Annotated in this window: 19 protein-coding genes and 1 pseudogene; 17 read left to right on the forward strand and 3 right to left on the reverse strand. The window is 44.4% G+C overall.

What is annotated here, in order from left to right:
* From MSA64_RS04310 to MSA64_RS04330, 5 genes are all read left to right on the forward strand, one after another.
* Positions 1–235, forward strand: a 235-nt coding sequence (locus tag MSA64_RS04310) for a hypothetical protein (RefSeq protein WP_287890718.1), incomplete at its 5' end; no start/stop codon positions are given.
* A 111-nt stretch (positions 236–346) separates the two neighbouring features.
* On the forward strand, positions 347–703 hold the full coding sequence (locus tag MSA64_RS04315; protein WP_022171750.1) for an Asp23/Gls24 family envelope stress response protein: 357 nt from the start codon (positions 347–349) through the stop codon (positions 701–703).
* Between the two features lie 23 nt (positions 704–726).
* The gene (locus MSA64_RS04320; RefSeq protein WP_117524583.1) at positions 727–2,379 is read left to right on the forward strand and encodes a DAK2 domain-containing protein; all 1,653 of its coding nucleotides are present in this window, start codon (positions 727–729) and stop codon (positions 2,377–2,379) included.
* Positions 2,380–2,574: 195 nt separating this feature from the next.
* Positions 2,575–4,638, forward strand: coding sequence for an ATP-dependent DNA helicase RecG (gene recG, locus MSA64_RS04325; RefSeq protein ID WP_154432120.1), 2,064 nt, complete (start codon positions 2,575–2,577; stop codon positions 4,636–4,638).
* 160 nt (positions 4,639–4,798) lie between these two features.
* Positions 4,799–5,251 carry a DUF6465 family protein gene (locus MSA64_RS04330; RefSeq protein WP_235904471.1) on the forward strand — a complete coding sequence of 151 codons (453 nt, stop codon included), beginning with the start codon at positions 4,799–4,801 and terminating at the stop codon, positions 5,249–5,251.
* Between the two features lie 87 nt (positions 5,252–5,338).
* On the opposite strand, the gene MSA64_RS04335 is transcribed toward MSA64_RS04330, so the two are convergent.
* A complete protein-coding gene (locus MSA64_RS04335; protein WP_022171754.1) occupies positions 5,339–5,572 on the reverse strand; it encodes an alpha/beta-type small acid-soluble spore protein in 234 nt (77 codons plus the stop codon).
* Between the two features lie 234 nt (positions 5,573–5,806).
* Between MSA64_RS04335 and MSA64_RS04340 the strand changes: the two genes are divergently transcribed.
* From MSA64_RS04340 to MSA64_RS04355, 4 genes are read left to right on the forward strand one after another with little or no spacing between them, the layout of a single operon-like run.
* On the forward strand, positions 5,807–6,199 hold the full coding sequence (locus tag MSA64_RS04340) for a methylglyoxal synthase (RefSeq protein WP_022171755.1): 393 nt from the start codon (positions 5,807–5,809) through the stop codon (positions 6,197–6,199).
* A gap of 60 nt (positions 6,200–6,259) precedes the next feature.
* On the forward strand, positions 6,260–6,841 hold the full coding sequence (gene rsmD, locus MSA64_RS04345; RefSeq protein WP_277663489.1) for a 16S rRNA (guanine(966)-N(2))-methyltransferase RsmD: 582 nt from the start codon (positions 6,260–6,262) through the stop codon (positions 6,839–6,841).
* Entirely contained in the window at positions 6,838–7,317 is a 480-nt protein-coding gene (coaD, locus tag MSA64_RS04350) for a pantetheine-phosphate adenylyltransferase (protein WP_118315998.1), read from the forward strand. The genes rsmD and coaD overlap by 4 nt, the downstream gene beginning before the upstream one ends.
* 35 nt (positions 7,318–7,352) lie before the next feature.
* Positions 7,353–7,967, forward strand: a complete 615-nt coding sequence (locus MSA64_RS04355; protein WP_022171758.1) for a hypothetical protein — start codon at positions 7,353–7,355, stop codon at positions 7,965–7,967.
* On the opposite strand, the gene MSA64_RS04360 is transcribed toward MSA64_RS04355, so the two are convergent.
* Positions 7,941–8,888, reverse strand: coding sequence for a sporulation protein (locus MSA64_RS04360; protein ID WP_154432118.1), 948 nt, complete (start codon positions 8,886–8,888; stop codon positions 7,941–7,943). The genes MSA64_RS04355 and MSA64_RS04360 overlap by 27 nt on opposite strands.
* 222 nt (positions 8,889–9,110) lie before the next feature.
* Here MSA64_RS04360 and MSA64_RS04365 point away from each other — a divergent pair, with 222 nt between their 5' ends.
* From MSA64_RS04365 to MSA64_RS04380, 4 genes are all read left to right on the forward strand, one after another.
* Entirely contained in the window at positions 9,111–10,568 is a 1,458-nt protein-coding gene (locus MSA64_RS04365) for an aminoacyl-histidine dipeptidase (protein ID WP_277663483.1), read from the forward strand.
* Between the two features lie 459 nt (positions 10,569–11,027).
* Positions 11,028–11,855, forward strand: a complete 828-nt coding sequence (locus MSA64_RS04370; RefSeq protein ID WP_022171763.1) for a GTP pyrophosphokinase — start codon at positions 11,028–11,030, stop codon at positions 11,853–11,855.
* A gap of 51 nt (positions 11,856–11,906) precedes the next feature.
* Positions 11,907–13,247 (forward strand): RsmF rRNA methyltransferase first C-terminal domain-containing protein, encoded by a 1,341-nt coding sequence (locus tag MSA64_RS04375; RefSeq protein ID WP_154432116.1) that lies wholly within the window; start codon positions 11,907–11,909, stop codon positions 13,245–13,247.
* A 13-nt stretch (positions 13,248–13,260) separates the two neighbouring features.
* On the forward strand, positions 13,261–13,980 hold the full coding sequence (locus tag MSA64_RS04380; RefSeq protein ID WP_287890725.1) for a pseudouridine synthase: 720 nt from the start codon (positions 13,261–13,263) through the stop codon (positions 13,978–13,980).
* Here the strand turns inward: MSA64_RS04380 and MSA64_RS11960 are convergent.
* Complete coding sequence (locus tag MSA64_RS11960; protein WP_321068313.1) at positions 13,889–14,077, reverse strand: DUF6783 domain-containing protein; 189 nt, start codon at positions 14,075–14,077, stop codon at positions 13,889–13,891. The two genes, MSA64_RS04380 and MSA64_RS11960, sit on opposite strands and share 92 nt — an antisense overlap.
* Here MSA64_RS11960 and MSA64_RS11965 point away from each other — a divergent pair.
* From MSA64_RS11965 to MSA64_RS04395, 4 genes and pseudogenes are all read left to right on the forward strand, one after another.
* Positions 14,042–14,149 (forward strand): annotated as a pseudogene (locus tag MSA64_RS11965) (DUF6783 domain-containing protein); the annotation flags it as partial. The gene MSA64_RS11960 and the pseudogene MSA64_RS11965 sit on opposite strands and share 36 nt — an antisense overlap.
* 13 nt (positions 14,150–14,162) lie before the next feature.
* Positions 14,163–14,825 (forward strand): HAD family hydrolase, encoded by a 663-nt coding sequence (locus MSA64_RS04385; RefSeq protein WP_106492549.1) that lies wholly within the window; start codon positions 14,163–14,165, stop codon positions 14,823–14,825.
* On the forward strand, positions 14,822–16,783 hold the full coding sequence (locus MSA64_RS04390; RefSeq protein WP_287890728.1) for a YgiQ family radical SAM protein: 1,962 nt from the start codon (positions 14,822–14,824) through the stop codon (positions 16,781–16,783). The genes MSA64_RS04385 and MSA64_RS04390 overlap by 4 nt, the downstream gene beginning before the upstream one ends.
* Positions 16,784–16,798: 15 nt before the next feature.
* Complete coding sequence (locus MSA64_RS04395) at positions 16,799–17,404, forward strand: hypothetical protein (protein ID WP_118316004.1); 606 nt, start codon at positions 16,799–16,801, stop codon at positions 17,402–17,404.
* Positions 17,405–17,408 lie beyond the last annotated feature (4 nt).

Here is a 17,408-nt window from a genome sequence, read left to right on the forward strand (position 1 = left end):
CTCCTTAACACTATTTATCGTAATCGTTCGTAATCATAGATTCGCAACACTAGATATTCTAACAGAAGAATTATCATTTTGCAAGCAAAAATATAAATTTTTCAAAAATTATATTTCTTTTTCTACAAAAACAGGTTATAATACATACAGTATAATTCATCAGCGAGGGAATTTCCACCCCAAAATGAGTTATAAAGTTGTTGAGAACGGAGTGAACAGCAGCGCTATAAAATGAGAAAAGAGCAGGTTATTGTAAACAAATAAAATACGTCAGCACAGCAATACCGGGAGGAACCGGGGAATGAAGAAGACGGACAGAACAATAACCGGGAATGGAGGTTGACCTATGAAAGGGCGTATGAACACGGGAATGGGAGAAATTACCATCAACACAGATGTGATCGCCACTTATGCAGGCAGTGTGGCTGTGGAGTGTTTTGGTATTGTAGGTATGGCTGCAGTAAATATGAAAGACGGTCTGGTAAAACTCTTGAAGAAAGACAGTCTGAAACATGGAATCAATGTTACATTAAATGAAAATAAGATTTCCCTGGATTTCCATGTCATTGTAGCTTACGGAGTAAGTATCCGTGCGGTTTCTGACAACCTGATTGCCAATGTAAAATATAAAGTGGAAGCGTTTACCGGTATTGAAGTGGAAAACATCAATATTCTGGTAGAAGGCGTTCGCGTAATTGATTAATGAAGGAGGAGCTTTAGAAAGCGATGAATACAATAGATGCCAAACTGCTTGCCAGGATGTTTCTGGCAGGAGCTAAGAATCTGGAAGTGAAAAAAGAGTGGATCAATGAGTTAAACGTGTTTCCGGTACCGGATGGTGATACTGGAACCAACATGACTCTGACGATCATGTCAGCGGTAAAAGAAGTCAATAATCTGGAAGATGTACAGATGACATCCCTGGCAAAGGCTATTTCCTCAGGATCTTTACGTGGTGCAAGAGGAAACTCCGGTGTTATTCTTTCTCAGCTTCTTCGTGGATTTACCAAAGGAATCCGTGATCTGGAGGAACTGGATGCTGTGGCACTGGCACGTGCCGTAGATAAAGGCGTGGAGACTGCATACAAGGCAGTTATGAAACCAAAAGAAGGAACAATCCTTACTGTAGCAAGAGGTGTTGCAGACAAGGCACTGGAACTGGCTGAGGATGCGGAAGATCTGCAGACATTCCTGGAAGATGTACTGGAAGAAGGACGCAGAGTTCTTGCTAAAACTCCGGATATGCTGCCGGTACTGAAAGAAGCAGGTGTTGTGGATTCTGGCGGACAGGGTCTGATGGTTGTCCTGGAAGGTGCCTTTGACGCGTTTATGGGAAAAGAAGTGGATCTGACTTTTGACGGAGGAGAAAGTGCAAAAGTTGTAAAAATTACTCCGCAGGCAGAAGCAGATATCAAGTTTGGATACTGTACGGAATTTATCATTGTATTAAATAAAGAATTTACTGCAGAAGATGAGGTGGACTTTAAGGCATATCTCAGCTCTCTGGGTGATTCTATCGTGTGCGTGGCTGACGATGAAGTGGTTAAGATTCACGTACATACCAATGATCCGGGACTGGCGATCCAGCGTGCTCTTACCTATGGTTCTCTGTCCAGAATCAAGATCGATAACATGCGTGAAGAACATCAGGAAAAACTGATTAAAGATGCGGAAAAAATTGCTGCACAGCAGGCAGAAGAGGCAGCAAAAGCACCGAAGAAAGAAGTAGGATTTATTTCTGTGTCCATTGGCGAAGGTTTCGGACAGATTTTCCGTGATCTTGGTGTGGATTACCTGATCGAGGGTGGACAGACGATGAATCCGAGTACGGAAGACATGCTGAATGCGATCAGTAAAGTGAATGCAGAGCATATCTTTATCCTGCCAAATAATAAAAATATTATTCTGGCAGCAAATCAGGCAAAAGCACTGACGAAAGACAAAGATATCATTGTTATTCCTACCAAGACTGTACCACAGGGTATTACAGCAGTGATCAATTATGTACCGGAAAAATCTGTGGAAGACAATGAAAAAGATATGACAGAAGAAATTACCCGCGTAAAGACCGGTCAGATCACATATGCGGTAAGAGATACTCATATTGATGATAAAGAGATCCATGAAGGTGATATCATGGGTATCGGAGATCATGGTATGCTGGCTGTCGGAAAAGAAGTGGCAGCAGTAGCAAAAGAAACTGTAGAACAGATGGTGGATGATGAGACGGAACTGATCAGCATCTATTACGGAGAAGGTTTTACAGAAGAAGAGGCAGAGAAACTGGCAGGAGAACTGGAAGAACAGTATGATTACTGTGATGTGGAAGTAAATTGCGGAGGTCAGCCAATCTACTACTGTATTATTTCTGTAGAATAAAAACCGTCCGGTTTTATGGAACGTTTGAAAAGGATGTCTGTTCAAAGTTCTGACGGTGAGACAGGGTGAAAATAGAAAAAGATGCTGGACAGTATTAAGGGTTCAGCATCTTTTTCTGTCAGCAGAGAAAGAAAAGAAAAATCTGATCGGGAAGAAAACAGGAATATTGGATCTGCGGAGAGGTGAGAAGGAAGGATGAAAGAAAAGGAATCTATCCGAACACTGAAAGGTGTGGGAGAAAAGACAGAGAAATTATTTCAGAAAGTGGGGATTTCTACGGTGGGGCAACTTCTCCGATATTATCCAAGAGATTATGATATTTACCGTGAGCCGGTGACCGTGGAGAGCCTGAATGATCAGGAGACTGGTGCAGTGCTAGCAACACTGACATCATCGCTGGATATGAAAAAAGTGCGGAATCTGACTGTAATCTCCGGAACCATTGCCGATGCAACCGGGCGATGCAGGGTGACCTGGTTTAATCAGCCCTATCTTCGTAATCAGCTGCGGCGGGGCATGACTTTTGTTTTTCGCGGAAAAATCAGTAAAAAGGGAAATCTGTCTGTGATGGAACAACCTGAGGTCTGCACACCGGCGGCGTATGAAGAAAAACTGAACAGTATGCAACCCAAATATGCACTTACCGCAGGTCTCAGCAACAATATGGTAACAAAAATGGTAAGGGCTGCTCTGGAACAGCTGGATCTGTCACAGGATTATCTGCCGGAGGAGATTCGTCTGGAGTATGAACTGGCAGAATATAATTTTGCGGCGGTACAGATTCATTTTCCATCCGGTCAGGAACAGTATCTGGAAGCGAGAAAACGACTGGCATTTGATGAGTTTTTACTTTTTATTATGGGTCTGAAACAGCTAAAGGAACAGAACGCAGCGGATAAAAACCATTACCGGATGAAAGAAGTCTGGAAGACGGAGGAAGTGATGGAAAATCTGCCATATCAGCTGACCGGGGCACAGAAGAATGTCTGGTATGAGATTGAACAGGATCTGCGGGGGGAAAAACTGATGACCCGTCTGGTACAGGGAGACGTGGGCAGCGGTAAGACTATCGTGGCATTCCTTGCGATGATCATGACAGCAGAAAACGGCTATCAGAGCGCCATCATGGTCCCCACAGAAGTGCTCGCCAGACAGCATTATGAAGCTCTGACAAAGCTTCTGGAAGAAAATGAGCTGCTGGAACAATATCGGCCGGTGCTTCTGACAGGATCCAATACAGCAAAAGAAAAGCGTCAGATCTATGAAGCAATCGCATCCGGAGCGACAAGGATGATTGTAGGAACACATGCGTTGATTCAGGAAAAGGTCACATATGAAAGTCTGGGTCTGGTTATCACGGATGAACAGCATCGATTTGGTGTACGTCAGAGAGAAGAATTTTCATCCAAAGGACATAAACCGAATATTCTGGTTATGAGTGCTACTCCGATTCCACGAACTCTCGGCATTATTCTTTATGGAGATCTGGATATCTCAATCATCGATGAACTGCCTGCGCAGAGACTGCCAATAAAAAATTGTGTTGTGGACACGAATTATCGGAACAAGGCTTACCGCTTTATCGAAAAACAGGTGCAGGAAGGTCATCAGGTTTATGTGATCTGTCCGATGGTGGAAGAGAGTGAGGGAATGGACGGAGAAAACGTCATCGATTATGCCGAACGGCTGCGCCATGAACTTTCATCTTCTGTCACTGTTGGGATTCTTCACGGAAAGATGAAACCGAAAGAAAAGAATGAGATCATGGAAGCGTTCAGTGAGAACAGGATCCAGGTGCTGGTTTCCACGACCGTTGTGGAAGTTGGTGTCAATGTGCCCAATGCCACGGTGATGATGGTAGAAAATGCCGAACGGTTTGGTCTTGCACAGTTGCATCAGCTGCGCGGCCGTGTAGGGCGTGGACAGTGGCAGTCGTATTGTATTTTTATTCATGGCAAAAATCAGGCGGAAAAATCAAAGAGGCTTCAGATCCTGAATAAGTCAAATGATGGTTTCTATATTGCGCAGGAAGATCTGAAACTGCGGGGGCCGGGTGATCTGTTTGGTGTACGTCAGAGCGGAGATTTAAACTTTGAGATCGCTGATATCTTCCGGGATGCATCGATCCTGAAAAAAGCCAGTGATGCAGCCGGATATATCCTGTCACTGGATGGTACACTGGAACTTCCACAGCATCGTCTGCTGAAAGAAAAACTGGAAGAATATGCCGGAAGACAGATAGAAGATCCGGGCCTGTAAGCTGTGTTTTTGAAGAAAAACTTGCAAAATGTGGAAAGATGGGGTAAACTAACTGCTGTAGTTGGCTATTACTTACAGAAGATATTCTGTGAAGCAGATGGCCGGTAACGAAGGAAACGGTAACGTTAACTTGAGTGTGATTTTGAGGAGGATTATGAATATGGCAGTTAAGAAAACAGTTACGAAAGCAGCAAAACCGGCAGTTGAAACAAAGGAAGTAAAAGCTGAAGAGACAAAAACAGTGAAAGCGGAGACAGCAAAAGTCGAAGTGAAAGCTGAAGAAGCAAAAGCAGCTAAAACTACCGCGAAAGCAGCAGAAGCAAAGACAACTGAAACTGCAAAGAAAGCACCTGCGAAGAAGACAACCGCAAGAAAAACACCGGCAAAGAGAACGACAACAAAGAAAGCGGCTGTAGTGACAGAAGAAGTATATCTGCAGTATGCGGGAAAAGAATTCTCATCCGCAGATCTGACCGCAAAAGTAAAAGAGATCTGGAAAGAGATGGGTAAAAAAGCAGCAGACTTAAAGGACATCAAAGTATATGTAAAACCGGAAGAGAATGCAGCTTATTATGTGATCAACAATGAAGAGACTGGAAGTTTTGGCTTATAATAGAGACTGAAAAACAATGCAACGAAAAATCTCCCGGGGAGAGCGTTTTCCCGGGAGATTTTGTGCGTTCAGGAAGTCAGCAGTCGATTACTGCATGCTTCCGCCTGTATAACCGGATCCCTGGCTCATCTGTTTTTCCTGAGCTTCGATCATTTTCTTGACCATATAGCCACCGACAGATCCGTTCTGCTTTGAGGTCAGGTTTCCGTTATACCCGTCAGAAAGGGGTACACCCAGTTCGTTTGCTACTTCAAATTTGAAACGGTCTAACGCACCTTTTGCTTCCGGTACTGCTGCTGTGTTAGTAGAAGTTTTGGACATGATTGGTTTCCTCCTTGACTTGTTTTTTGGTAACTGTGATAGTATGAAACAGTTACGTGTGTGTAACTTGTTGTTACGCTGTTAGTATGTGACAGGAGAAAAAAATAACACTAGAAGTTTTTGCAAATACTGGATAACCTTAGATTTTTTGGTACAAACTTACAAAAACAATTGCAGATAACCAGGTGATTTGATATAATAAAACTATATTTGGATGAGAGGGCGGGTTAGAGGATGAACATTGGCATTATTGCGCATAACAGCAAAAAAACATTGATTGAAGATTTTTGTATTGCGTATAAAGGGATTTTGGGAAAACATGAAATATACGCAACGGGCACTACCGGCCGGCGAATTGAGGAAGTTACTAATCTGAGAGTGCATAAGTTCCTGGCAGGGTCTGTGGGCGGAGATAAGCAGTTTATGGCGATGATCGAGAGAAACGCTATGGATCTGGTGATTTTATTTCACAATCCGAACATGACAAGTCCGAAGGAACCGAACGTGTACCAGATTGCAAGCTGTTGTGATCAGTACAATATCCCGGTAGCAACCAATATTGCAACGGCAGAGTCACTGATTCTGGGACTTGACAGAGGCGACCTTGACTGGAGAAACCAGATATAAGGTAACGATTCGGCAGGTAGTATCCCGCGAGGGCGCTGAACAGTCACAAGATAAGAAGAGATAAGAAAGAAAATAAAAGATATGAGAGTAATTGCGGGAAAAGCACGTAGTCTGCGTCTTAAAACCATAGAGGGTATGGACACCAGACCGACTACCGATCGAATTAAAGAGACATTATTTAATATGATTCAGCCATCCATAGCAGACAGCAGATTTCTGGATTTGTTTGCGGGAAGCGGTGGCATTGGTATCGAGGCGTTAAGCCGCGGTGCCTCCTGGTGTGTGTTTGTGGAGCAACAGAGGAAAGCAGCAGAGTGTATCCGGGAGAATCTGGCATTTACCAGATTGAAAGAGGATGCTACTCTGTTGGTGACGGACGCGGTGTCTGCGGTGAACAAGCTGGATGGAGAGGATGCCTTTTCCTGGATCTTTATGGATCCGCCATATGGAAAAGGACTGGAATTTCAGGTTCTGGAAGCGTTACAGGGAACTACTCTTGTTGATGAAGATACACAGATCATCATCGAGGAGTCACTGGATGTTACCTGGGAGCGGGCGGAGGAACTTGGTTATGAAATCATAAAAGTGAAGAAATACAAGACAAATCAGCACGTATTTCTGAAAAAAAGAGGAGAATTATGACAACTGCTGTTTATCCTGGTTCGTTTGATCCGGTTACAAATGGACATTTAGATGTAATATCACGGGGCGCAGAGCTTTTTGATAAAGTGATTGTGGGCGTTTTACACAATTCTACAAAAAGTCCGTTGTTTTCTGTGGAAGAACGTGTTAGAATATTAAACGAGGCGACCAAAGATCTGACAAATGTGGAGATCGTCGCATTTAGTGGACTGTCTGTGGATTTTGCCAGACAGTGTAAAGCGAAAGTGATTATCCGTGGCCTTCGGGCAATCACAGATTTTGAATATGAACTGCAGATGGCGCAGACCAACCGCGTGCTGGCACCGGATGTGGATACAATGTTTCTGACAACCAGTCTGGAATATGCTTATCTCAGTTCAACAACAGTAAAGGAAGTGGCAGCGTTCGGCGGTGATATTTCCAAATTTGTACCTGGATTTGTGATGGATGAGGTACATAAAAAATTAAAAAAATAGTAAAGCAGGAACTTATCGATAAGGAGAGAAGAAAGATGAGCAGCAGAATTGAACAGATTATTGAAGAAATCGAAGAATTTGTAGAAAGCTGTAAATATCAGCCATTATCTACAACAAAGATTGTTGTCAATAAAGAAGAACTGGAAGAACTGTTAAGAGAACTTCGTCTGAAAACACCGGATGAGATCAAAAGATATCAGAAGATCATCAGCAATAAAGATGCGATACTGGCTGATGCACAGGCAAAAGCAGACAGCCTGATCGCAGAAGCACAGGCTAAGACCAAAGAGATGGTCAGCCAGCATGAAGTAATGCAGCAGGCATATGCACAGGCAAATGAGACTATTGCCAATGCAAACAAACAGGCACAGCAGATTCTGGATGAAGCAACAATGGATGCAAATAATATTCGTCTGAGTGCTATTTCATATACCGATGATATGATGGCAAACATGGAACAGATTCTTGCTACTGCAATCAATGAATCAGGAGAAAAGTACAAAAATTATCTTACATCCATTCAGAGTTGCTATGATGTAGTAAGACAGAACAGATCCGAACTGGCACCACAGGTATCCGGTGCGGAGACAACAGAAACAGAAGAAACTGCAGAAGCAGATGCTTCACTGGAAGGTCTGGATGAAGAGTAAGAGCCAGCCAACCAGCAGGGTACAGATTCCATGAACTGTTTTTCCTGCAATATAAGTACGAATCGAGAGGGGAGTGCCGCAGAGCATTCCCCTTGTTTGTGCTATACAGGACAATCCACCAAAAGAGGCAAAAGTCAGGGAAAGAAGGTAACGGAGGGGCAAGTGCATAGAAGAAGCACCAACAAGGGCGATTCCGGTAGTCATTTCCGTGAATCCGGTGAGAAATAACGATAGTACAGGCACGGGAGCAGTGAGATGCACCACCAGAGATGCCAGAATAGAAAACAGGATGATATAGCCTCCCAGTTTGGTGACAGATTCAAATGCGTGCATGATGGAAGCATCGACCATATGGCTGAGAGAATGGCGGAGTGTCTGTGCCGACGGAGAATCCGAGGGGACAGTGACATCACGACAGTCCGGCCGGAGGATCAGACGGAAAATCAGCGAAGTAAGATATAAAGAAAGATACAAAATGAAAAAGGTATATCCGGAAGCGTGAGAAAGATGGAGGGTGTCTGTGAGAATATAGGAGCTGATAAACACAGGTCCCGGATTATTACAGAATGTCAGCAGGTACTGCGCTTCACTTTTGGTGATTTTTCCCTCACGGAACAGATCAGCAGTCAGTTTTGCGCCCATAGGATACCCACAGATAAGGCCAAGCAGGAGTGCATAGGAGCCGTACATAGAAAGCCCGAATAAAAAGCGGAAGACAGTTTTGATCTTTCGAAGCAATACAGAGACCAGACCGGTATGAATGAAAAAGTCCGAGAAAATCATAAAGGGAAGCAGAGAAGGAAGCACATGAAAAAACCAGAGTGTTACTCCGGAGGCAGAGGACTGAAAAGCTTCCTGGGGAAAACACAGCAGATAAATAAAAACGAAAAAGAGAAGGATACACAGAATTACAGAACGCATGGACATCTCCTTACAGTTGATATTACAGTGACGGCTCATTGGGTAAAGCGTGTTACCGGGAACAGAGCGAACAGTGACTCTCAATGGGGCTGGTTATATATATGCCTTGATTTTTGAATGTATTTATTCTAAAATAAATGTATTGCGGCCGGAGGGTAAGGTATGCGGCTCAAAAACTGACGATGCGAACGGAGTACGTCAGATTACAGGAGGTTATAGCAAATGACAGCATTAGAAGGATTAAAACCGGAAAAAGTATTTTATTTTTTTGAAAAATTGTGTGAGATTCCACATGGCTCCACCAACATGAAAGAAATCAGTGATTATCTTGTTTCCTTTGCGAAAGAAAGAAATCTGAAATATTATCAGGATGAGGCGTACAATGTAGTGATCTATAAAGAGGCATCTGCCGGTTATGAAGATGCTCCGATTACTATTTTACAGGGACATTGTGATATGGTTGCAGAAAAGACACCGGATTCAGATCATGATTTTACAAAAGATGGTCTGAAACTGAAAGTGGAAGGAGACTATCTGACAGCAGAGGGAACAACCCTTGGCGGTGATGACGGAATCGCTGTTGCCTATATGCTGGCAATTCTGGATGATGATACATTAAAACATCCGGCACTTGAGTGTGTGATTACCACAGACGAAGAAATCGGACTTCTGGGAGCAAAGGCACTGGATACTTCCGTACTGAAAGGAACACATATGATCAACATGGATTCTGAGGAAGAAGGATATCTGTGGATCAGCTGTGCCGGAGGATTAAGCGGAACCAGCCGGATCCCTGTAGAATATCAGGAAATGGAAGGAGTAGTAACTGAAGTTCTGATCGATGGTCTTAATGGTGGACATTCCGGAGCAGAAATCGATAAAAATCGTGCAAATGCCAATAAACTGATGGGTCTTTTCCTGTATGAGTTGGGACAGAAGACTGCATACAGCATCAAAGATCTGTCCGGCGGAACGAAAGATAATGCAATTACAAGAAGTTGTAAGGCAACACTGGTTCTTGGTGAGGAAGACCTGGCGGAAGCGAAAATCACAGCTGAAAAACTGCAGAAAGATCTTCGCACTGAGTATGCAGGAAGTGATGAAGGAATCACTATTTCCGTAACAACGGGAAAAGAAGAAACTGTGCAGGCACTTTCTATGGTCAGTAAAGAAAAAGTTGTATTTTATCTTGTACATGTACCGTTTGGCATTGAGAAGATGAGCGGAGAAATCGAAGGACTGGTAGAAACCTCCAGTAATCTTGGCATCCTGAAACTGGGAAAAGATGCGTTATATTCCACCAGCAGTGTGAGAAGTTCTGTGGGAAGCGCAAAAGAGCATCTGTCTGCAAAATTACAGTATCTGACAGAATTCCTGGGAGGATCTTATGAAGAACAGGGTGATTATCCGGCATGGGAGTACAGGAAAGATTCCAGGATGAGAGATCTGATGGTAGATGTATATGAAGAACTTTTTGGTGAGAAACCGGTAGTGAAAGCGATTCATGCAGGCCTGGAATGTGGTCTGTTTTATGACAAAATCCCAGGTCTGGACTGTGTATCTTTCGGACCGACCATGATTGATATTCATACAACGGAAGAAAAACTGTCCATTCCGTCAACGGAAAAAATGTGGAAGTATCTGGTACGCACTCTGGAGAAAATGAATACGATCAGATAAATGAAAATTAGTAACTATTCAGTAGCCACTGTCCCGCGGGGTGTTTTGACATGAATATGTCAAAATCCCGAGACATACAAGCCAAAATGCCATCACCGAAGGTGATTTATGCGAGCAACGAGTCAAAGTCCGTGCTTGCACGGAACCTTGAGGAGTGCCGCGATAACGATAAAAACTCGCAAAGCGTGATTTTATCGTTTAAATGCATTCTGGCTCGTAACTGTGAAGGTACTGAACAGTTACGAAAATTACAGAAAAAGTGAAAAAGAGGGCTGTCGCGGCGCGGCAGCCTTTTTCTCTGGAAAACATTAAAATTGCAGTTCTGGAAAGGCAGGGAAAAGCATAGGATATATAGGATGAGGAAAGTTACTGACCAGCGAAGTGTTTTCCTGACTGGCAAAGTATGTTATAATGTACAAAAGAGACTAGATTATGACGACAGAATAAGGAGAGGTTAACATGGAAATACAATTATGGCGTGAAATACTCAGTCCCTACGAGCAGGCTGTTACAGAACTGGTAGAAAAGTTCCAACATCTGAGCCTGGAACACAGGGAACGGGGATTGTATTCTCCCATCGAACAGGTCACAGGACGTGTAAAAAGCATTACCAGTATTCTGGAAAAAATGAAACGAAAGAACATTCCGTTTGAGGAAATGGAAGAACAGGTAGAAGATATTGCAGGCATCAGGATCATCTGTCAGTTTGTGGAAGATATTCAAAGGGTGTCGGATCTGATCGCCGGGCGTTCCGATATGGAAATCAAATGTATCAAAGATTATATTGCACATCAGAAAGAGAGTGGTTACCGAAGCTATCATCTGGTTATTTATTATCATGTAGAGACATTAAATGGTCCGAAAAAGATCCAGGCAGAGATTCAGATACGAACGATGGCAATGAATTTCTGGGCAACCATCGAGCATTCTCTGCAGTATAAATATAAGACAAATATTCCACCATATGTCAAAGAACGGCTTGCGAATGCGGCACAGGCGATTATTGCACTGGACGGTGAAATGTCTTCGGTGCGAAATGAAATTATGAATGCACAGAATTCTTCTCTGATGCAGCGTAATCTGGTGATGGATATTTTACAGAACATTGAGAATTTGTATCAGAAGTCCAATCGCAGAGAGGTGGAGAAGATACAGGATGAGTTTTACCGGATCTATGCATCCAACGATCTGCAGCAACTCAAGCGGTTTCATCAACAACTTGATATTATTGCGGAAGGGTATTGTGCCCAGGCGGTGACGAGCGAGGGATGGGATCAGAACCTGTAAAACAGAGAAATTGTTTTATGACATTTACTATGAGAAAAAGGAAGAATACAGATGCACTTACCTGAGAAATTCCAGAAGGAGATGGAAATCCTTCTGGGGGATGAATATCAAGCATTTAAAGAAAGCTATGACAGACAGCCGGAAAACGGTCTGCGTCTGAACCGAAGAAAGGTGACGGGAGAGGAGTTCCTGACCCGTACACCTTTCTTGTTGAAAAAAATACCCTGGATCGACAACGGATATACGTACGGGACCGGTACACCGGCGAAAGATCCGTATTATTATGCGGGATTGTATTATCTGCAGGAACCGAGTGCAATGACACCTGCCAACCGTCTGTCGCCGGAACCGGGTGATTATGTGCTGGATCTGTGCGCGGCACCGGGAGGAAAAGCGACCGAGCTTGGTGCAAAACTGAACGGGGAAGGACTGCTTCTTGCTAATGATATCAGTAACAGCAGGGCAAAAGCGCTGTTGAAGAATCTGGAACTGATGGGAATTCCCAATATTTATGTAACCAGTGAAACATCGGAGAAACTGGCGAAGATACTGCCGGAGTTTTTTGATAAGATTCTGGTAGACGCACCGTGTTCCGGGGAAGGAATGTTTCGCAAGGAGCCGCGGATGATGGCAGACTGGGAACAGCAGGGACCGGAATATTATAGTAAGCTTCAGAGAGAGATTATTCTGGATGCGGCAGATATGCTGCGGCCGGGAGGAAAACTTCTCTATTCCACCTGTACGTTCAGTGAGTTGGAAAATGAGGGAACGATCCAGTATCTTCTGGAACAGCGGCCGGATATGAAACTGATCCCCTGTGCACCATATGAGGGATTTGAAAAAGGCCGCAGAGGTCTGGAAGCCTGTGTGAGGATCTTTCCGCATCGTATGAACGGGGAAGGTCATTTTCTGGCGTTGCTGGAAAAACAGGGTGAGCCGCGGAACCGAAAAAAAGCCACAGGAAAAAACTCAGTGATCCCCACAGAAGCAAAAGAATTCCTGGAGAACTGGGGCATGTATAAGAGGGAATGGCAGTATTATCTGCGGGACGAACGGCTGTATGCCCTTGGGAAAAAGGATGGTATGCCGGAAAATCTGCGATATCTTCGTACGGGGCTGTATCTTGGTGAGTGTAAGAAAAAACGGTTTGAGCCGTCTCAGGCACTGGCGATGGTGCTTGACGGAGAGGGAGAGAACCGGATTCATCTGAACCGGGGAGATCCCCGGGTGATCCGTTATCTGAAAGGGGAAACGCTGGATGTATCGGATCTTGATCTGAAAAAGAGAAAAGGCTGGCAGTTAGTCTGTGTAGATGAATATCCGCTTGGCTGGGGAAAACTTGCCGGCGGAAGTCTAAAGAATAAATATTATGCAGGCTGGCGCTGGCAGTGATAAGGAGATGGAGATGAGCGAAATCATTCGTTTGGATAAATATCTGGCAGATATGGGCTGTGGGACCCGAAGTCAGGTGAAGCAGATGATCCGCAAAGGGCAGGTGGAGATCAACGGAGAAAAGATAAAAAAACCGGAACAGAAGATCACTACTGCTCAGGATCGTGTATGCGTGGCAGGAAAAGAAATCCGTTATGAAAAATATCGTTATTATCTGCTTCATAAACCGGCCGGTTATGTGTCGGCAACCACAGATAACCGGGATAAAACAGTACTGGAACTGTTGCCTGAGAATATTCGCAGGGAGCTGTTTCCGGTGGGACGACTGGATAAAGATACAGAGGGACTGCTGCTGTTAACGAATGACGGTGAACTTGCCCACCGGCTGTTATCCCCGAAGAAACATGTGGACAAGACCTATTATGCAAGAATCGACGGAAAGGTAGACGAAGAGGATCAGAGAGCTTTTTTGCAGGGGGTAGATATCGGGGATGAGACAAAGACAGCTCCGGCAAAACTTGAGATCTTAAAGAGTGCGGATATTTCCGAGATTTTGCTGACGATACAGGAAGGGCGTTTCCATCAGGTGAAACGGATGTTTCAGGCAAGGGACAAACAGGTGATCTATCTGAAACGGATGACTATGGGTCCACTTGTGCTCGGTGATGATCTGCCGAAAGGCAATTACCGGGAGTTGTGTGAAGAGGAGCGGAAAGCTCTAGAGCGTGTCTGAAAAAGCTTTTCGTAAGCTGCGAGTCCCAGTTTGTGGGAGATTTTATCCGAATGAGGGCGGCGTAGCGGGCTACGGCAATCGAATAAGGGTAAAATATACCGCAAAGTGGGGCTTGCAGATTGCGGAAATGATTTTCAGACACGCTCTAGGAACAGATACAGAAAGATAAAGGATAAATATATATGTTAGAAAATATCAAAGCAGTGTTGTTTGATCTGGATGGTACTCTGGTGGATTCCATGTGGATGTGGGAAGACATCGATATCGAATATCTGGGACGGTACGGATATGAACTGCCGCCCGAACTGCAAAAAGACATCGAGGGTATGAGCCTCTCGGAGACAGCTGTGTACTTTAAAGAACGGTTTTCTATCCCGGAGAGTCTGGAAGAAATTAAGAGTACCTGGATGGATATGGCAAGGGATAAATATACCAACAAGGTGCCGCTGAAGCCCGGAGCGAGAGAGTTTCTGGTATGGCTGAGACAGCAGGGAATCCGGACGGGGATTGCAAGCTCTAACGGGATTGAACTGGTAGAGACGGTTTTAAAGGCACAGGGAATCCAGGAATACCTGGAATCCGTACATACCTGCTGTGAAGTTCCGAAAGGAAAACCTGCCCCGGATATTTATCTTCTGGTGGCAGAGACACTGGGGGTAAAACCGGAGGAATGTCTGGTTTTTGAGGATGTTCCTATGGGAATTCTGGCAGGAAAAAATGCCGGTATGCGAGTCTGTGCGGTGGAAGATACGTTCAGTGCCAGCCAGAGAGAAGAAAAAAAAGAGCTTGCAGATTACTACATAGAAAGTTATGATGAGATACCAAGAGAAAGGATGCAGCCATGAGCGGAGAGTTTTTGCCGGTGACAATGGAAGAGTGCCGGGAGAGAGGAATAGAACAGCCGGATTTTGTCTATGTATGTGGAGATGCGTATGTGGATCATTCTTCTTTCGGGGCGGCGATCATCTGCCGTCTCCTGGAAAGCAGGGGCTATTCGGTGGGAATGATAGCTCAGCCGGACTGGAAAGATCCGGAAAGCATCCAGGTGTTTGGTGAACCGCGTCTGGGCTTTCTGATATCTGCCGGAAATATGGATTCTATGGTTAATCATTATACAGTGTCTAAAAAACACAGGCAGAAGGATGCCTATTCTCCCGGTGGAGAGATGGGACATCGACCGGACCGGGCGGTGATCGTCTATGGAAATCTGATTCGAAGAACGTATAAAAAAACACCAATCATCCTGGGAGGTATCGAGGCAAGTCTTCGGAGAATGGGACATTACGATTACTGGTCCGATCAGGTGAAACGAAGTGTACTTCTTGACTCCGGGGCAGATATGATCTCATATGGAATGGGAGAACATTCCATCGTTGAGATTGCAGATGCGCTGGCTTCCGGGCTGGATGTAAAAGATATTACCTTTATCCGGGGAACGGTATACCGCTGTAAAAGTGTGGAACATATACCGGAACCGCTGTATCTTCCTTCTTTCGAAGAGATAAAAGAGAAGAAAGAACAGTATGCAAGAAGCTTCGGGATCCAGCATCAGAATACGGATCCATATCAGGCGAAGGTTCTGATAGAAGATTATGGCAATCAGGGCTATGTGGTGCAGAATCCACCGGCATATCCACTGACAGAGCAGGAGATGGATGATGTGTATCATCTTCCGTTTATGCGGACCTATCATCCGATGTATGAGAAGAAAGGTGGCATTCCGGCGATTGAGGAGATCAGATTCAGTCTTACCAGTAATCGCGGATGTTTTGGCGGCTGTAATTTCTGTGCGCTGACCTTTCATCAGGGACGGATCGTACAGGTCCGCAGCCATGAATCATTGTTAGAAGAAGCTGTTGAGATGACGAAAGATCCTGATTTTAAAGGATACATTCATGATGTGGGTGGTCCTACGGCAGATTTTCGACAGCCGGCCTGTAAAAAGCAGCTGACAAAGGGTGCATGTACCAACCGGCAGTGTCTGTTCCCGACACCCTGCAAAAATCTGATCGCGGATCATTCGGATTATCTTGCACTGCTTCGAAAACTCCGTAAGATTCCGAAAGTAAAGAAAGTATTTATTCGTTCGGGCATCCGCTTTGATTATGTGCTGGAAGATACGAAGAGCCGTTTTTTACAGGAACTGGCAGATTACCATGTGAGCGGGCAGTTGAGGGTAGCTCCAGAGCATGTGGCCGATAAAGTTCTGGAAAAGATGGGAAAACCGTCCCATAAGGTTTACCTGGAATTTTTAAAACAATATTATGCCTGCTGTAAAAAAAGTGGCAAAGAACAGTATGCAGTGCCTTATTTTATGTCTTCTCATCCGGGATGTGGACTGAAAGAGGCAGTGGAACTGGCAGAATATATCCGGGATATGGGATTTATGCCGGAACAGGTACAGGATTTTTATCCGACACCGTCGACAATATCTACCTGTATGTATTATACGGGACTGGATCCGCGGACGATGGAAAAAGTGTATGTACCGGTCAATCCCCACGAGAAAAATATGCAGAGAGCCCTGATTCAGTATCGAAGGCCAGAGAACCGGAAACTGGTGGAAGAAGCACTGGTCAGAGCAGGAAGACAGGATCTTATCGGATTTGGCCCGAAGTGTCTGATTCGTCCGTATGACGGCAGAAGGACTCAGAAGGCAGAAAATCTGAAAACGCAGAAAGGACATATCGGAAATAACGGAAAAAATGGAAGAGGAAATCAGAATCAACAATCGAACGGCCGTCAGCAAAAACAGCATATGGGTAAGAAAAAGACTATCCGTAACGTGCATAAAAAACGGTAACAGAAAGGATACAGCATGAAAAAAGTAAATAAAGGTGATTATGGATACATTCGATATGAGAAGAAAAAACGACTGCTGATTACAGTTGCACTGTTTCTGATTCCTCTGGCAGCATTTCTGGCAGCGTTTCTGATTACAGGTACCAAGAAAAATATTATTACGGTAATTGCTATGGTCGGCTGCCTTCCGGCGTGCCGTGCCCTGGTAAATATGATCATGATGTGGATGCAGAAACCGATGGATAAGAAAGTATACAAAAAGATCCGGGAACACGAGGGCAATCTGGAAGTAACTTATGAAACGTATCTGACTACCTATGAAAAAAGTGTATTTGTGGAAAGCTTTGCAATCTGCGGAAATAAGGTGATCGGTTATACCAGCCATATGGACGGATCCACACAGTTTATCGAAGATCATGTGCGGGGGATCCTGAAACAGAACGGTTATAAAGTAGAAGTAAAAGTCTTCAAAGAACTGAAGACCTATCTGGAACGGATGGATTATCTGAATGCACACAAACAGGAACTGGAGCAGAATATTTCTTTTAAGCCGGATGAACGATATCCGGATCTGTCCAGAGATCAGCTGATCAAACATACGATCCTGGCGATTTCTTTGTAAGGTA

Origin of the sequence: Oliverpabstia sp. (assembly GCF_022785585.1) — a bacterium.
GTDB classification, from domain to species: domain Bacteria; phylum Bacillota; class Clostridia; order Lachnospirales; family Lachnospiraceae; genus Oliverpabstia; species Oliverpabstia intestinalis.